This is a genomic window from uncultured Thiodictyon sp., assembly GCA_903837595.1.
Classification (GTDB): Bacteria; Pseudomonadota; Gammaproteobacteria; order Chromatiales; family Chromatiaceae; genus Thiodictyon.
In genome coordinates this window covers 1-14,752 of record CAILVI010000326.1, presented here as the reverse complement: position 1 = coordinate 14,752, position 14,752 = coordinate 1, and the positions used below count along the sequence as shown (strand labels likewise).

Annotated in this window: 19 protein-coding genes; 12 read left to right on the top strand and 7 right to left on the bottom strand. The window is 66.5% G+C overall.

Translation table 11 applies throughout. The features are described from left to right. The 3 genes from QZY44_RS18135 to QZY44_RS18125 all read right to left on the bottom strand — a co-directional run. A partial coding sequence (locus tag QZY44_RS18135) for a PAS domain S-box protein (protein WP_295449366.1) occupies nt 1-1,069 on the bottom strand: 1,069 nt, incomplete at its 3' end. A gap of 188 nt (nt 1,070-1,257) precedes the next feature. Further along, a complete protein-coding gene (locus QZY44_RS18130; RefSeq protein WP_295449363.1) occupies nt 1,258-1,677 on the bottom strand; it encodes a hypothetical protein in 420 nt (139 codons plus the stop codon). Next, a complete protein-coding gene (locus QZY44_RS18125) occupies nt 1,634-2,077 on the bottom strand; it encodes a hypothetical protein (RefSeq protein WP_295449361.1) in 444 nt (147 codons plus the stop codon). Before QZY44_RS18125 ends, QZY44_RS18130 begins: the two co-directional genes overlap by 44 nt. Before the next feature lie 125 nt (nt 2,078-2,202). On the opposite strand from QZY44_RS18125, the gene QZY44_RS18120 reads away from it, so the two are divergent. Together QZY44_RS18120 and QZY44_RS18115 are read left to right on the top strand one after the other, a co-directional pair. Then, the gene (locus tag QZY44_RS18120; RefSeq protein ID WP_295449359.1) at nt 2,203-3,078 is read left to right on the top strand and encodes a hypothetical protein; all 876 of its coding nucleotides are present in this window, start codon (nt 2,203-2,205) and stop codon (nt 3,076-3,078) included. Nucleotides 3,079-3,159: 81 nt separating this feature from the next. Further along, nucleotides 3,160-3,378, top strand: a complete 219-nt coding sequence (locus QZY44_RS18115; protein WP_295449356.1) for a type II toxin-antitoxin system PrlF family antitoxin — start codon at nt 3,160-3,162, stop codon at nt 3,376-3,378. Nucleotides 3,379-3,491: 113 nt separating this feature from the next. On the opposite strand, the gene QZY44_RS18110 is transcribed toward QZY44_RS18115, so the two are convergent. Beyond that, the gene (locus QZY44_RS18110; RefSeq protein WP_295449353.1) at nt 3,492-3,782 is read right to left on the bottom strand and encodes a hypothetical protein; all 291 of its coding nucleotides are present in this window, start codon (nt 3,780-3,782) and stop codon (nt 3,492-3,494) included. A gap of 129 nt (nt 3,783-3,911) precedes the next feature. On the opposite strand from QZY44_RS18110, the gene QZY44_RS18105 reads away from it, so the two are divergent. The 8 genes from QZY44_RS18105 (at nt 3,912) to scpB (ending at nt 10,668) form a co-directional block, all read left to right on the top strand. Then, a complete protein-coding gene (locus QZY44_RS18105; RefSeq protein ID WP_295449350.1) occupies nt 3,912-4,265 on the top strand; it encodes a helix-turn-helix domain-containing protein in 354 nt (117 codons plus the stop codon). Then, a complete protein-coding gene (locus QZY44_RS18100; RefSeq protein ID WP_295449347.1) occupies nt 4,262-5,590 on the top strand; it encodes a HipA domain-containing protein in 1,329 nt (442 codons plus the stop codon). The genes QZY44_RS18105 and QZY44_RS18100 overlap by 4 nt, the downstream gene beginning before the upstream one ends. A 47-nt stretch (nt 5,591-5,637) precedes the next feature. After that, nucleotides 5,638-6,546: a PHP domain-containing protein gene (locus tag QZY44_RS18095; protein ID WP_295449344.1), complete on the top strand. Its 909-nt coding sequence runs from the start codon at nt 5,638-5,640 to the stop codon at nt 6,544-6,546. Nucleotides 6,547-6,625: 79 nt separating this feature from the next. Beyond that, complete coding sequence (locus QZY44_RS18090; protein ID WP_295449340.1) at nt 6,626-7,249, top strand: L-threonylcarbamoyladenylate synthase; 624 nt, start codon at nt 6,626-6,628, stop codon at nt 7,247-7,249. 39 nt (nt 7,250-7,288) lie between these two features. Next, a complete protein-coding gene (locus tag QZY44_RS18085) occupies nt 7,289-7,960 on the top strand; it encodes a site-2 protease family protein (protein ID WP_295449337.1) in 672 nt (223 codons plus the stop codon). 15 nt (nt 7,961-7,975) lie between these two features. Further along, nucleotides 7,976-9,190: a tryptophan--tRNA ligase gene (locus tag QZY44_RS18080; RefSeq protein ID WP_295449335.1), complete on the top strand. Its 1,215-nt coding sequence runs from the start codon at nt 7,976-7,978 to the stop codon at nt 9,188-9,190. 15 nt (nt 9,191-9,205) lie between these two features. Next, a complete protein-coding gene (locus tag QZY44_RS18075; protein ID WP_295449331.1) occupies nt 9,206-10,063 on the top strand; it encodes a ScpA family protein in 858 nt (285 codons plus the stop codon). Continuing rightward, the gene (scpB, locus tag QZY44_RS18070) at nt 10,060-10,668 is read left to right on the top strand and encodes an SMC-Scp complex subunit ScpB (RefSeq protein ID WP_295449328.1); all 609 of its coding nucleotides are present in this window, start codon (nt 10,060-10,062) and stop codon (nt 10,666-10,668) included. Before QZY44_RS18075 ends, scpB begins: the two co-directional genes overlap by 4 nt. Nucleotides 10,669-10,716: 48 nt before the next feature. Here the strand turns inward: scpB and QZY44_RS18065 are convergent, their stop codons facing one another. Further along, nucleotides 10,717-11,295, bottom strand: a complete 579-nt coding sequence (locus tag QZY44_RS18065) for a DUF805 domain-containing protein (protein WP_295449325.1) — start codon at nt 11,293-11,295, stop codon at nt 10,717-10,719. 200 nt (nt 11,296-11,495) lie between these two features. Here QZY44_RS18065 and QZY44_RS18060 point away from each other — a divergent pair, with 200 nt between their 5' ends. Further along, on the top strand, nt 11,496-12,068 hold the full coding sequence (locus tag QZY44_RS18060; protein WP_295449322.1) for a Uma2 family endonuclease: 573 nt from the start codon (nt 11,496-11,498) through the stop codon (nt 12,066-12,068). A 25-nt stretch (nt 12,069-12,093) separates the two neighbouring features. Here QZY44_RS18060 and QZY44_RS18055 read toward each other — a convergent pair whose 3' ends face one another. Beyond that, complete coding sequence (locus QZY44_RS18055) at nt 12,094-12,357, bottom strand: hypothetical protein (RefSeq protein ID WP_295449319.1); 264 nt, start codon at nt 12,355-12,357, stop codon at nt 12,094-12,096. 82 nt (nt 12,358-12,439) lie between these two features. Next, nucleotides 12,440-12,868, bottom strand: a complete 429-nt coding sequence (locus QZY44_RS18050; protein WP_295449316.1) for a hypothetical protein — start codon at nt 12,866-12,868, stop codon at nt 12,440-12,442. A gap of 262 nt (nt 12,869-13,130) precedes the next feature. Here QZY44_RS18050 and QZY44_RS18045 point away from each other — a divergent pair. Beyond that, nucleotides 13,131-14,752, top strand: a 1,622-nt coding sequence (locus QZY44_RS18045) for a transglycosylase domain-containing protein (RefSeq protein WP_295449313.1), incomplete at its 3' end; no start/stop codon positions are given.

The window sequence follows — 14,752 nt, the reverse complement described above, 5'->3', positions numbered from 1 at the left end:
TACCGCTTTGTATCATGCCCCATCGATCGGAGGTGGCGCCAAACTTAAACCATGGGGCCAGATTATAACAGATTGAGCAAGAAAGGGGTTTGCGGTTTCTGGCCAGGCACGAGTTATCCGCCCAGCGGCGGTGTCGTTCCTCGCTGATCCGCAACGCGTCTTCCACCGCCCGACGTTCAGTGATATCGAGCAGAGAGACCAGCAGCATGTCGTCCATGGCGGTGGCACTCACCATGGCATATCTCACCCGGCCATCCTTACAGGTGATATGCACCTCCTGCGAATCCACCTTACCCTGGAGGCGAACCGCCTGCACCGCGTGCTGTTGCCACCAGGCAGCGACCGCCGCACGATAGGCTGCGTCTGGATACGCCCGTTCCTCCCAGGCGCTCAGGGTCGGGATGTCCTCCCGCGCATAACCGAAGGTACGCACGAATTGCTCGTTGATAAACAGAATCTGGCCATCAGTGCCCTCGGATAGCGCGGCGATGGCGGTGGGGATGTTGTCCAGCATCCGCCGCATTTTCGCTTCATTGGCCTTCGCCATCTCTTCGGCAGCCTTGCGCGCCGAGATATCGCGGGTAACACCCAGAATCTCCACCACGGTCCCATCGGAAGCCAGGATCGGCAGGGCCGCGACATCGGTCCAGAGGGTGGTGCCGTCCTTGTGCCAGTATTCCAGCTCGCCGCGAAATGTCTCGGGGGTAAGGCCGGCCTGGATCGCGGCATGGAGGTGGATGAAGTACCCCAGGCTGATCGCTTGCGAGTCGGGGGTCAGTGTCTCTTCGATGGGCAGGCGCATGGCCTCTTCAGGCGACAGGCCACGCACCTGCGTGACGGCGGGACTGACATAGGTGATGCGACCGTCTAACGACATGATCCAGATGACATCCTGGGTATTCTCGGCCAGCAGGCGATAGCGTTCCTCACTTTGCCGCAGCGCATTGTAGGTCTCCCGAACCTCGGCGGTCCGGGCTGCGACCTCCCGCTCCAGGTTCGCGCTGAGCTCCCGATAAAGCGGCTCGCTCTCCTGCCGTGCGGTGACGTCGATGGTATCTGGATCAGGCATAGCCGGCGATGTGTCTCTGGATCAACTTGATGACGAGCATACGGCATAATCCACAATGGCGGTACGTGGGAAATGCCCCCCTGTGATCCCGCTGCCGCTGGCTGCGCCCAGCATAAAGCCGGGGACAATCGCCGACTCAAGACCCCGGGGGCACGCTGCCACGCCTGCCGCGAACAGGTGATGTTCTCTCAAGTCTCCGGCAATTCCTTGGCATAGAGCACGGACCACTCCGCCACCTCGCGGGTACAGTCCTCGGCGATGCGCTCGGCGAGCAGCAGGGTGTCGAGCGACCAGGCGCCGGGGTCGGTGGCCGGGTCGGCATGGGCGGCGGCGATGCGCTGCCCGAGATCCATGGCCTGCCGGCCGCGCCCGCCGGTGATCTGCCGCGGGTTGGCCGGCGCCGCCGGTCGCCCGCCGAGGATCACGCGCAGCGTCGCCGAGCGCTCGGCCAGGCGGCGGCATTCGCTCTGAAAGCGCAAGCCGTTGAGCGCGGCCACCGCGGCGGGCAACAGAGCGGCGAGGAACAGCAGCCAGGGGGAGGCCGCATGCAGCCGGTGCGACCAGTCAGGCGGCAGCCAGTGGTAGCAGGTACAGCCCGACCAGCGCAATGTCCACGGCCACGACGACGACCACGGCGCGGCTGAGCAGGGCACCGGCCTGCTCGGTGAGGCACGCGAGCCGGCGCATGGTGACGGCGTTGCGGGCGTGATAGGCAATCTGGCCGGTGAGCCAGGCGTCGCGCACCAGGGCCAGGGTGGCGGCCGGGCGCGGGCGCAGCACCCACAGGCGCAGGGTGCCCCGTCCGCCATGGGTCGGCAGGGTCTCCATGGTCGCGAACCGCGCCGGGGAGATACCGCGGGCAATGGCGTCGAACAGCCAGTCCACCGTGCTCTGACGGGTGACGCGCGAGGCATACTGGGGCGGCGCGGCGGCCGGCGGCTGGAAACTCCCGGCCAGCGGCAGGTAATAGAGTGCGCGTAGCCGCTCGGCCAGATAGCGGTAGTCCACCGCCAGATCGCTCCAGCGCCCATGTTGGCCCCGCGGGTATTGCGGGAGATGAAGACCACGATGCCGAGCTTGAGTACACCCAGCGTCAGCAGCACCGGCAACAGCCAGGCGGACCCGGCCCTGGGGTGAGGCGCGTCCGGGATGGTGTGTCCGGCCGCGGCGGCGACCGCGAGTCCCTGTTGGCCGACCCCGGTATGGGCGGTGCCAGTGTGGATAAAGACCACCGGCAGCTCGAAGGCCAGGGCGGCGCGCACCGTCTCCAGGGTGCCGCCGGCCAGCCCCGGCTGGTCCGGGTCGGCGGCGGCGATCAGGATGTCCGTGTGGCGCAGCAAGAGCGCCGATTGGGCGGGGTAGGCCTTGGCGCGGCGTGCGGCGGCCACTGGGGTGTCGGGGCCCGGCTTGGCATGGAGCCCGTCGAGCGTGAGGATGTAGGTGCAACGCTGCGCCTGCGCATCGAACTCGGCGCGAAACCAGTCCGGGCGGCTGTCACGATAGTCGACCAGGTCGAAGGGCAGCACCGCGGCCAGTTCGGTCTCCAGGCCGCCGGGCGGTTCGCCCGCAGGGGCGAGGTCCGCGAGCACTTGGGCCGCCAGCGCATCGGCGCCCTCACACAGTCCGGTGACCAGCCGCAGCAGCGGCGGCTGCGGGGCGTAGCACTGCGTCACCCGCGCCGCGCGCTCCGCCGCCGCCGGGACGCCCGGTGTCAGGGCCACGAGCCGCTGGCCCATGATGGCAAGGATGCGGCCCAGGGCCAGGCGCAGGTGTGCTTCGGCCGCGGGCGCGAGTTCGCGGCGCCCCGCGAATCCCAAGCGCAGCACGGCGCGCGGGCGAGGCGGCAGCGGTTTCGGGGGATCGGCGCGCGGCGCGCGGCGCGCGGCCTGGTGATCATCCTTCCGGTCGGTGGCACTGGCGGGCATTATCCCGCACGAGGGGTAATAAAAACACCAGGCGGTGGCGAATCGCGTCGCTACGTCATCGCAACGCCCTCGTCGACTATCTGAGTCACCGTCGGCCGCCTTGACCCTGGACCCTATCGGCGCCTAGCATCGCGCCAGGAAGTTCCTTACCGAAGGCAGGCCCGGATGATCACCAGCAAGCTGACCCGCAAGGCACAAACCACCATTCCCCAACCCGTGCGCGCGGCGCTCGACCTGCGCGAGGGCGATGAGATTGCGTACCGACTGGACGGAGAACGCGTCGTGCTCACCAAGGTCGCGCCGGCTCACCCGGTGGACGACCCCTTCCGCACCTTCGAGGAGTGGTATTCGGAGGCGGACGCGCGGGCCTATGGCGACCTTTGAGCCAGACGTGCGCGTAACGGTCATGGCGCGGATTGCCGAGCGGCTCGGGATCGAGAAGACTTAAGTCGTCCGAGGACGGCGGGTTGCCAGTGGGAGACCCCGCGCAGCCCCGGTCACTGCGCCGCACCCTGCCTCCACGCCCGAATCTTTTCCAACCCCGCCAGGTCCGCCGGCGACACATGCAGCCCCCGTTGCCGCATCGCCGCGTAGATCGCGAGCATCTCACCCCAGTGCTGCCGCAGCAGGTCCTCGCGCCCCTGCCGCCCAGCAATCACGCCGAGTTGGTAGTGGGGCGCGGCCAGGTCACGCTGCCAGTCGGCGTTGCTCGGATCCGACGTGGCCAGGTGCTCCCTGATCACGCGGGACCGCTCGGAGCGGACCAAGAGCTTTAGGTCGCTAATCACTCCGTTGTCCGCGGCGCTGCACCCGGATTTCGCTACCGCTTCATCCGGGCTACAGAGATGTGCGATTAATCGTCACTTATGTCATTATAACTACCTAAGACCTATTCTAATCGTCATATACGGCGAGTTATGAACATCACAGCACAGTTGACCGACGACGCCATCCTGCGTGAGCTGGGTGCGCGTTTGACGGCGACCCGGCTGGCGCAGAACCTGACCCAGGCGGCCGTGGCGGAACAGGCCGGGGTGTCCAAGCGCACCGTGGAGCGGCTCGAATCCGGCGAGGTGGCGACCCAGTTGTCCGGCTTCCTGCGGGTCTGCCGGGCGCTGGGCTTGGCTGAGCGGCTCGAACTCCTGGTCCCGGCGCCGACACCCAGCCCCATGGCCCAGTTGAAGCTCCAGGGACGGCGGCGCCAACGGGCCTCGGGCAAGCCGGCTGCGGTGCCGCAAACGGGCACCTGGACCTGGGGTGAGCCCGAGTGATCGCGCAGGTCCGGCTCTGGGGGCGGACCATCGGGGTCGTGTCGCTCCAGGACGGGGGCGAGGTGGCCGCGTTCCAGTATGACCTGGCCTTTGCCCGCAGCGGCATTGAGGTGGCACCGCTGGCCATGCCGTTGAGCGACCGGGTCTATGTGTTTCCCGAATTGGCGCGCGCGAGCTTTCACGGGTTGCCGGGGATGCTGGCGGATGCCCTCCCCGACCGCTTCGGTAGCCTGCTGATCGACGCCTGGCTGGCGACCCAGGGCCGCACCCCGGCGGGCTTCAGCGCGCTGGATCGGCTGTGCTACACCGGCACCCGCGGCATGGGTGCACTGGAGTTCCGCCCGGCGCTGGGTCCGCGTCCGCGCAAGGCCGGACCCATCGAGATCGAGGCCCTGGTGCGGCTCGCCTCCGAGGTGTTGACCCACCGCACCGAGCTGCTCGGCAGCTTTCAGGGTGCGGCGCGGCGGCGGGCGTTGCAGGACATCCTGCGCGTGGGGACCTCGGCGGGCGGCGCCCGCGCCAAGGCGGTGATCGCGTGGAACCCCCAGACCAATGAGGTGCGCTCCGGTCAGGTCGAGGCCGGCGCGGGTTTCGAGTACTGGCTGTTGAAATTCGACGGGGTCTCGGGCAATCGGGACAAGGAGCTCACTGACCCCACGGGTTACGGTGCCATCGAATACGCCTATTTCCTGATGGCGCGGGCGGCGGGCATCACCATGAGCGAGTGTCGGTTGCTGGAGGAAGGCGGGCGCCGACACTTCATGACCCGGCGTTTCGACCGGCCCGCGGACGGCGGTAAACTGCACATGCAGTCGCTGGGCGCCTTGGCCCATTACGACTTCAACCAGCCAGGGGCCTATGCCTATGAGCAGGCCCTGCTCGTCATCCGCCGGCTCGGGCTGCCGGCGGCGGCGGTGGAGGAGCAATTGCGCCGCATGGTCTTCAACATCGTCGCCCGCAACCAGGACGATCATGTCAAGAACATTGCCTTCCTGATGGACCGGCAGGGTCGGTGGTCGCTGGCGCCTGCCTTTGACATGACCTACAGCTACAACCCCGCGGGGGCCTGGACGGCGGCCCATCAGATGACGCTCAACGGTAAGCGCGACGACTTCACCCTGGACGATTTCAACGTCTGTGCCAAGTCGGCCCTCATGAAGCGCGGTCGCGCCGGCACGATCTTGAGCGAGGTGCAGGCCGCCGTCAGGCGTTGGCCGGCGTTCGCCGCCCAAGCGGGGGTGGCGCAGCCGTGGATGGAGCAGATAGGCAGGACTCACCGCCTTTTTGTTGACCCACTCACAACGGCCTCGCCGCAGCCCCCGTGATCATCCGCCTGGCCTGCAAGTGCGTGCAGGCGTGTAGAATGTGCGGGATGAACAAGGTTCCCGATCTGCACACCCATTCGAGCGCCTCGGACGGCACCCTGGCCCCAGCGGCCGTGGTCCACCGGGCGGCCGCCGCCGGGGTCCCGCTGCTGGCGCTGACCGACCACGACACCATCGACGGGCTGGCCCAGGCGGCTGAGGCGGCCCGCACCTTGGACCTGGGTTTCGTCCCCGGGGTAGAGATCTCGGTCACCTGGTCCGGACGGACGATCCATATTGTCGGGCTTGGGGTGGACCCCGCCCATCCGGCGCTGACCCTGGGGCTTGCAGGGCTCCAGACCTTTCGGGCCTGGCGAGCCGAGGAGATGGGCCGGCGACTGGCCAAGGAGGGGATCGCGGGGGCCTATGAGGGCGCACGGGCACTCTCCGGCGGCCAGTTGATCGGGCGTACCCATTTTGCCCGTTTCCTGGTGGAGCGGCGCGTTGCGGCCACTGAGCGCGATGTGTTCAAGCATTTTCTGGTGGCACGCAAGCCCGGACACGTGGCCGGCGAGTGGGCAAGCCTGGAGCAGGCGGTGGGCTGGATTCGCGCGAGCGGCGGCCAGGCGGTCATCGCCCACCCGGCGCGCTATAAGCTCACGCGAACCAAGCTGCTCATACTCATCGGCACCTTTCGGGAGCTGGGTGGCGTGGGAATTGAGGTGGTGTGCGGCAGCCACGCCCGCGACGAGGCCCTCAACTTTGCCCGCCTCGCGCGCGAACAGCGGCTACTGGCCTCTGCCGGTTCAGACTTCCACGGTCCCCAACTGGTCCTCACCAGCCAACCCTGGATCGACCTGGGCCGCCTCCCCGCCTTGCCCGACGGCTGTGTGCCCATCTGGCACGACTGGCCGGCGGCGGCCGGTCTGAATCGGGCGCCGGCGCCCGATCCCACACCGACGGCAGCGGTTGCCTGATTATCTGGCATCAGTTTGGGTTATTCTTAGCGACTAAGAAATTTGTTTTCTCTTGGATAGTTCTAGCGGTCTAGCAGTCATGGCCCAGTTTTTCCAGATTCATCCAGTCAACCCCCAGCCGCGCCTGATCCGGCGCAGTGTCGAGATCCTGCTCGCGGGGGGCATCATCGTCTATCCGACCGACTCGTCCTACGCCCTGGGCTGCCAGCTCGGGGAGAAGGATGCGATGGAGCGCATCCGCCGCATCCGGCAGTTGGACGACAAGCACAACTTCACCCTGGTGTGCCGTGACCTGTCGGAAATCACCTCCTATGCCAAGATCGACAACCTGGCCTTCCGGCTGCTGAAGTCGCTCACCCCTGGGCCTTACACCTTTATCCATGAGGCCACCAAGCTGGTGCCGCGCCGCATGCTCAATCCCAAGCGCAAGGCGATCGGCATCCGGGTGCCGGACAACGAGATCTGCCGTGCCCTGCTCCAAGAGTTGGACCAGCCGATTCTGAGCACCACCCTGATGCTGCCCGGGCACGAGCATCCGCTCACGGACCCCGAGGAGATGCGCGACATCCTGGACAAACTGGTGGACCTGGTCATCGACGGCGGCTTCTGCGGGCTCGACGCCACCACGGTGGTGGACATGATCGCCGAGCCGCCCGAGGTGATCCGGGTCGGCAAGGGAGATGCCTCGCAGTTTGAGCAATGACGCCGCGAGGAATGGGCGCCGCGCCCGTATAATGCCACCATGAACGCACTGAACCAGATCCAGTTACTCGCCATCCTCGTCCTGCCGGTGGTGCTCGCGATTACCGTCCACGAGGCCGCCCACGGCTGGGTGGCCGACCGCTTGGGCGATCGCACCGCACGCATGCTCGGGCGGGTCACCTTCAACCCCTTGCGGCACATCGACCCCATCGGCACCGTCCTGGTCCCGGCCGCCTCCTTTTTCCTGACCGGCTTCCTGTTCGGCTGGGCCAAGCCGGTGCCGATCAACCCCTACAACCTGCACAACCCGCGCCGCGACATGGCCCTGGTGGCGCTGGCCGGACCGGGTGTCAATCTGCTGATGGCGCTCGTGTGGGGGCTGCTGATCAAGGCCGGTATGCTACTGGGGGAGGTCAGCCCGTGGGTCGCCCTGCCGCTCGTCTACATGGGCGCGGCCGGGGTGCTGATCAACGTTTTTCTCATGGCGCTCAACCTGGTGCCGCTGTTGCCCCTGGACGGGGGGCGAGTGCTTAATGCACTGTTGCCGCGCCAGCTGTCCTACTATTTTTCGCGGCTCGAACCCTTCGGGCTCGTCCTCTTGATGCTGCTGCTGGTGAGTGGGTTGCTAAGCCCACTGCTCCTGCCCGTGGTGAGCGGCATCGTGGGTCTACTGCCGGGCGCTGATGTCGTCCATAAGATATTTCATTTCTGACCCGAGGCCATTGCATTGACTTCCGTCTCCGCCCAGCACGCCCGTGTACTCTCCGGTATGCGCCCCACCGGCCGGCTCCATCTGGGCCACTATCACGGGGTGCTCAAGAACTGGCTGGAGCTCCAGCACGAGTTCGAGTGCTTCTTCTTCGTGGCCGACTGGCACGCGCTCACCACCCATTACGAGGACCCGACCCAGATCCCGGACAGCATCCGTGAGATGGTGATCGACTGGCTGGCGGCGGGGATCAACCCGGGCTCCGCCACCCTGTTCGTCCAATCGCGGGTGCCGGAGCACGCGGAACTGCACCTGCTGCTGTCCATGATCACCCCGGTCGGCTGGCTGGAGCGCGTGCCGACCTATAAGGACCAGCAAGAGCGGCTGAAGGAAAAGGACCTGGCCACCTACGGCTTTCTGGGCTACCCCCTGCTCCAGTCGGCGGACATCCTGATCTACAAGGCCGGGCGGGTGCCGGTGGGGGAAGATCAGGTGGCCCATGTGGAGCTGACACGGGAGATCGCCCGGCGATTCAACCACATCTATGGTCGCGAACCGGACTTCGAGACCAAGGCCGAAGAGGCCAAGCGCAAGATGGGCAAGAAGAGCGCCAAACAGTTCGACGAGCTGCGCCGGGCCTATCAGGAACGGGGCGACGCGGAGGCCCTGGCCGTGGCGCGCGCCATGTTGGACGGTCAGGCCAACCTCACGGTGGCCGACCGGGAGCGGCTGTTCGGCTTCCTGGAGGGCGGCGGCCGGGTCATCCTGCCGGAGCCCGTGCCGCTGTTGACCAAGGCCTCGAAGATGCCCGGACTCGACGGTCAGAAGATGTCCAAGTCCTACGGCAATACCATTGCGTTGCGCGACGAGCCCGCCCATGTGGAAAAGGCGATGCGCACCATGCCCACGGACCCGGCGCGGGTGCGCCGCACCGACCCCGGCGAGCCGGAAAAATGCCCGGTGTGGCAATTTCACCTGGTCTATTCAGACGATGGGGTGCGCGACTGGGTGCAGGCGGGTTGCCGGTCAGCCGGTATCGGCTGTCTCGACTGCAAGCGGCCGGTGATCGAGGCGGTGCTCGCCGAACTCGCCCCCATGCGCGAGCGCGTGCGTGAGTTTACCGCCCAGCCGGACCTGGTGCGCAACGTGCTCAACGAGGGCTGCGAACGCGCCCGGGCCGTGGCCCGGGAGACCATGGAAGAGGTCCGGCACGCCATGTCGCTGGTCTTCTGAGGCGCCCGACCAGGGATGGAGACCGAGCAGCCGTCAGGTACCCAGCAGGAACTGCCATTCGCCCTGGTTGAGGGCAAGCCCTATCTCACCTTGCCCGTGGACCTCTACATCCCGCCGGATGCGCTCGAGGTCTTTCTCGACACCTTCGAGGGACCGCTGGATCTCCTGCTGTATCTGATCAGGCGCCAGAACCTGGATATCCTCAATATCCCGATCGCCGTGATCACCGACCAGTACATCGAGTACATGGACCTGATGAAGGAACTGCGGTTGGAACTGGCCGCCGAGTATCTGGTGATGGCCGCCATGCTGGCCGAGATCAAGTCCCGCATGCTCCTGCCGCGTCCGGCCAGCGAGGCCGAGGACGAAGGGGACCCGCGTGCGGAGCTGATCCGCCGCCTGATGGAATACGAGCGCTTCAAACAGGCCGCGCAGAACTTGGACGGTCTGCCGCGGTTGGAGCGCGATCTCTTCACGGCCCAAGCAGAATTGCCCCCCGGGCACCTCAACCGGGTGCCGCCCGAGGTGGACCTGCGCGAAGTGCTGCTGGCCTTGCGCGGCGTGCTGGCGCGGGCGGCGCTCTTCACCAGCCACCGGGTGGAGAAGGAGTCGCTGTCACTGCGTGAACGGATGTCCCAGGTCCTGGAGCGGATGCGCGGGGGTCAGTTCCGCCTGTTCACCGAGCTGTTCGACCTGACCGAGGGACGCGCCGGGGTGGTGGTCACCTTCCTGGCCCTGTTGGAGCTGATCCGCTCCGCCGCCCTGGAACTGGTCCAGTCCGAGCCCTTCGCCCCCATCCATGTGCGGTTGCGGGAGGGCCAGGGACCAGCGTATGAGGCGGCTGAGACCGACACGGAGCCGACGCTGCAATGACCACGCCGAGCTTGAAGCAGATCGTGGAGGGCGCACTTTTTGCCGCCGGCGGCCCCCTGACCCTGGACCAGGTCCAGGCCCTGTTCCCGGAGGAGGAACGCCCCGCACGCGATGACCTGGCGCAGGTGATCGCCGAGCTGACCGCGGACTACAGTGGGCGGGGCATCGAGATCGCCCAAGTGGCCGGCGGCTGGCGGGTCCAGGTACGCGCACTGGTTGCCCCCTGGGTCGGGCGGCTATGGGACGAGAAGCCCGCCCGCTATTCCCGTGCCCTACTGGAGACGCTGGCGCTGATCGCCTACCGCCAGCCCATCACCCGCGGAGAGATCGAGGAGATCCGCGGGGTGGCCGTCACCACCGCGATCATCAAGACGCTGAGTGAGCGCGAGTGGGTGCGGGTGGTCGGCCACCGGGACGTCCCTGGCCGACCGGCGCTTTACGCCACTACCCGCCGGTTCTTGGACTATTTCGGCCTGCGCTCATTGAACGACTTGCCGTCGCTCGCCGAACTGCGCGACCCCACCTTCCTGGAGGATGAGTTGGCGCTGCCTGATCCGCAAGCGCATACGCCTGGGGCCGAACCAACGGCGGAGTCGGCGCCTTAGATCCCGCCACACCGGAGGGGCGCCGGGGCGAACCCCGGCGCCCGCTCATCAATGCATCCCGCTCGTCTGGTAGCTTATGACACTCGGGATGGCGATGGCGGCGATGATCCCGCCGACTAACCCCAACACGATCAGCACGATGTAGATGATAGCCACGACCTGTTCCCAGCCCGCTGTCGGGCGTGGCGGGCCGAAGCGGTTGGCCGCGTCATCCCCGCGCTTGAACAGGAGCACGAGGAAGGCGACCAGGTTGGCCAGGGGCACGATAAACAGCAAGCACCACCAACCGGAGGCGTCGATATCGTGGAAGCGACGGACGGTGAGGATCACCCCAAGAACCACCATGATCAGATAGGGGATCAGCATCACGATCACCCCGACGATCGGGACTGCGGCGCTCGGGTCCGCACCGGGCTGCGGCATCGCCACCAGACCCAGTAGGCTCAAGACGAAGACGAGGACGCCGACGACGACGCTGCCGACGACGCCCAGCACCAGACTCCACGCCAGCCAACTCAGGCGCGAGAAGCGGCCGTTCGGATCGAAGGGACTGGTGCTGTCGACCCCCATCGGCGCGGGGCGGGTCACATCACTGAGGGGGCTTGCGTAGGGATTACTCTTATCCATGGTCGGGTTCCTGCGGGGCTTGAGGTGGATGAGGTCGATCCGCACCGGGAGTCGTGGCGCTTGGCCGGTCTGGACACCCTGGCGCTGGTGAATTAGGCCGCATCCAGTCGCCGGGCGCAAGGCTTGGGCAGAACAACTTGACGCCGCGCGGCGCTCGCCCTAGCGTTACCCGCACCAACCGCCATGACCGCCCAAGCCCCATGCCCACCGCGACCATCCTGCCCCAACTGAGCCCGCGCGACTACCTGCTGGGCGAGCGCGACGGGACACAACGCCATGAGTATCTCAACGGTGAGGTCGTCGCCATGTCGGGCGGCTCGCGCGCCCACAATCTGTTGGCAACGCGGGTGGCCCGGCTGCTGGGGAACCACCTAGAAGGCGGCCCTTGTCGGATCTATCAGTCCGACATGAAGGTCCGCATCAAGGCGGCCAACCGTTTTTATTATCCAGATGTCATGGTCTGCTGCGGCCCGGTCGACGCGGAACCTGACCTCTATTACGAGACGGCGCCGCAGCTGATCGTCGAGGTGCTGTCCCCGAGCACGGCGGCCAATGACGATGGCGAAAAGCGCATCAACTATCAGACACGCGCCTCCCTCGACGAATATCTGCTGCTCGATCCGACCACCGCAGCGGCAACCCTGTACCGTCGCGGCAGCTCCTTCTGGACGCGCATCCAACTCGATCGCCACGACCAGTTGGAGCTTGCGTCCATTGGGCTGAACGGCGCGATGCAATGGCTGCTGGGTGAGCCGGCCGCCACTGCCCGGTAGCCCGTCTCATCCGCGCCTCACCGGCCTATTCCCAGGTGATGATCGTCGCCCACTCGGGGCGTTTCTTGAGGGACTGGCAAGGGATGAGCACTGAACTGGTTCCATCCAATTTATACAGGGTCGCGTAACAGATGCCGGCGATGGCATCGACCGTGTATACGATGTTTCCGAGCAGGCGTTCGCCCACATAGACACCATTGGCGAATTTACTGACTGGCGGCAATTTGTCGGCTGCGTAAACGCCCGGAGCAATCACCAAGATAAGGGCCAACACCATGACTTTACGCATTTACCTTCGTCCAACAGGATGATCCGGCCCGGAGCCGTCGCCGCCAGCGGCCGCAACCGCCGGATGAGCGCCCACAAGTGTACTACTGACCGGTCGGCGGCTGCACCCCATGGTCCGCCAGCCAACGCAGGTCGAGCGTCCAGGCGATCTTTTTCACATCCGGCAGGGCACCCACCAGGTCCATCACCCGACGCTGGGAGTTCACCAGATCGGCCTGTGCCTTGATCATCCCCGGATCGTCCTGGGCCTTGCCGGCCAGTTCCGGGTGGATGATCTGCACGAACTGGTAGGCCGGGACGGCACTTGAGCGGGGGGTCAAGAGGGTGACGACCCCGTTGTCCATCGAGACGGCGCGAAATTGGTAGGGGTAATTCGCAACCAGCGGGTCCGCTACCAACAACTGGTTGATCTCCCAGACCCGCGGTTGCCAGGTCGAGTGGCCCCACAGGGCCAACGCCGCCAGGACGATGAGGCCGAGTCCGAGGCTGTAGTTGCGCGTGAAGCGGTCCATGAAGTTCTCCGGGCGAGTGAAACAGTGCGGTTTACGGTCAAGTTAGTGCAGCGGCAGTCCGTCCGCATTGAAGATCCGCAGGTGCCCGACAATCCCCTGCCCTCTGGGGTGATGCGATGCCCCAGCACCTCAATGCCCCGGGGCGCCGGCAGCGGCGCAATCGGGCGTTAGCCGGACGGCTTCCTGGTGTAAAATTGCCCACTTTCCGAATGACCCTGAGGTTCGACCCGGTGCCGTGCGGCGCGGGCGGCTGGAGTTGAGTGTGCAAGAAGAGACCCGCAACGCGGCCCCAGGGGCGAACGTTACCACCCCGTCGGGCCAGCCGCCCGTCGCCGGTATTCCCCGGATCGGCCCCGGGGCGGAGGCCGCCGTGGCGGCCGTCCCGGAGCCGGTCACCCGACCCGAGAACGCCGCCAAGCCGCAACCTTCCAAGCCGCCTCGCGCCGGGCGGCCACCGCGCTCGGTCATGGGCTGGTTCCTGCGGTACTTGGCCGTCCTGAGCGCGCCGCTGGGGCTACTGACCCTGGGTCTGTGTGCGGCGGTGGCCTTTGTCGCCGTGACCTTACCTGATCTGCCGGACGTGAAGCAGGGCTTAAGCCAGGTCCAGCTCCAGGAACCGCTGCGCGTCTATAGCGCGGACGGCGCCCTGATGGCCGAGTTCGGGGTGGAGCGGCGGCAGCCGCTCTCCTACCCGGAGTTTCCGCCGCTGCTGATCAAGGCCTTCCTGGCGACGGAGGACAGCCGCTTCTTCGAGCATGGCGGGATCGACGTGGTCGGCATGGGGCGTGCCATCGTCAACTACGCCTCCACCGGCATCAAGGCCCAGGGCGCCAGCACCATTACAATGCAGGTCACCAGGAGTTTCTTCCTGTCTCCGGAGAAGACCTTCAAGCGCAAGCTCGCCGAGGTACTGCTGAGCCTGCGGGTGGAAAAGACCCTGAGCAAGGAACAGATTCTGGAGCTCTATCTGAACCAGATCTTCTTCGGGCACCGCGCCTATGGCGTGGCCGCAGCCGCCAACCTCTACTACGGCAAGGAACTGGCACAGCTGGATGTGGCCCAGATGGCCATGCTGGCCGGAGTCCCGAAGGCCCCCTCGTCCAACAACCCGGTCAGCAACCCAACGCGGGCACTGGAGCGGCGCAATTATATCCTGGGGCGGATGCGGGAACTGGGGTTCATCGACCAGGCCCAATACGAGGCGGCGGTTCACAGTCCTGATATGGCCCAGCTCCATGGTACGCAGGTGGATCTGGAGGCCGGCTATATGGCGGAGATGGTGCGTCGGGAGGTCGCCGACTATTACGGCGAGGAGGCCGCCAAGCAGGGCCTGCGCGTGATCACGACCATCGACTCGCACCTGCAGACGGCGGCCCAAGAGGCCCTGCGTAAGGCCCTGCGTCAATACCAACGGCGCCACGGCTACCGCGGACCCGAGGCCCGGGTGGATATCGCGGGCGCCTCCGAGGCCGATATGGACAGTTACCTGGACGGAATCGCGCAGGTCGCCGATCTGGAGGCCGGCCTGGTCACCGGTTTCGACTCCCAGGGAGTGGCCCAAGTCTATTTGGGCGGTGGGCGCCGCGTTCCGCTCGGGCTCAGCCAGGTGAGCTGGGCGCGGACCTTCAAGATTGCAGGGTGGCGCGGCGAGGCGCCGCGACGGGTGGCCGACGTGGTGGCCAAAGGCGATCTGATCCGGCTGCGGCGGGATCAACAGGGTGACTGGGAACTGAGCCCCATCCCGGCAGTCACCGGGATACTGGTCACCCTGTCGCCCCGCGACGGGGCGATCCAGGCGATGGTCAGCGGCTATGACTATACGGAGAAGAGTCAATTCAACCGTGCCGTGGACATGCGCCGCCAGCCGGGCTCCAGCTTCAAGCC

Coding starts and splice junctions, on each gene's coding strand:
- QZY44_RS18050 (WP_295449316.1), bottom strand. CDS start 12,868: ATGGACCGCTTCACGCGCAACTACAGCCTCGGACTCGGCCTCATCGTC.
- QZY44_RS18075 (WP_295449331.1), top strand. CDS start 9,206: ATGGAGACCGAGCAGCCGTCAGGTACCCAGCAGGAACTGCCATTCGCC.
- QZY44_RS18105 (WP_295449350.1), top strand. CDS start 3,912: ATGAACATCACAGCACAGTTGACCGACGACGCCATCCTGCGTGAGCTG.
- QZY44_RS18065 (WP_295449325.1), bottom strand. CDS start 11,295: ATGGATAAGAGTAATCCCTACGCAAGCCCCCTCAGTGATGTGACCCGC.
- QZY44_RS18055 (WP_295449319.1), bottom strand. CDS start 12,357: ATGCGTAAAGTCATGGTGTTGGCCCTTATCTTGGTGATTGCTCCGGGC.
- QZY44_RS18090 (WP_295449340.1), top strand. CDS start 6,626: ATGGCCCAGTTTTTCCAGATTCATCCAGTCAACCCCCAGCCGCGCCTG.
- QZY44_RS18095 (WP_295449344.1), top strand. CDS start 5,638: ATGAACAAGGTTCCCGATCTGCACACCCATTCGAGCGCCTCGGACGGC.
- QZY44_RS18060 (WP_295449322.1), top strand. CDS start 11,496: ATGCCCACCGCGACCATCCTGCCCCAACTGAGCCCGCGCGACTACCTG.
- QZY44_RS18085 (WP_295449337.1), top strand. CDS start 7,289: ATGAACGCACTGAACCAGATCCAGTTACTCGCCATCCTCGTCCTGCCG.
- QZY44_RS18115 (WP_295449356.1), top strand. CDS start 3,160: ATGATCACCAGCAAGCTGACCCGCAAGGCACAAACCACCATTCCCCAA.
- scpB (WP_295449328.1), top strand. CDS start 10,060: ATGACCACGCCGAGCTTGAAGCAGATCGTGGAGGGCGCACTTTTTGCC.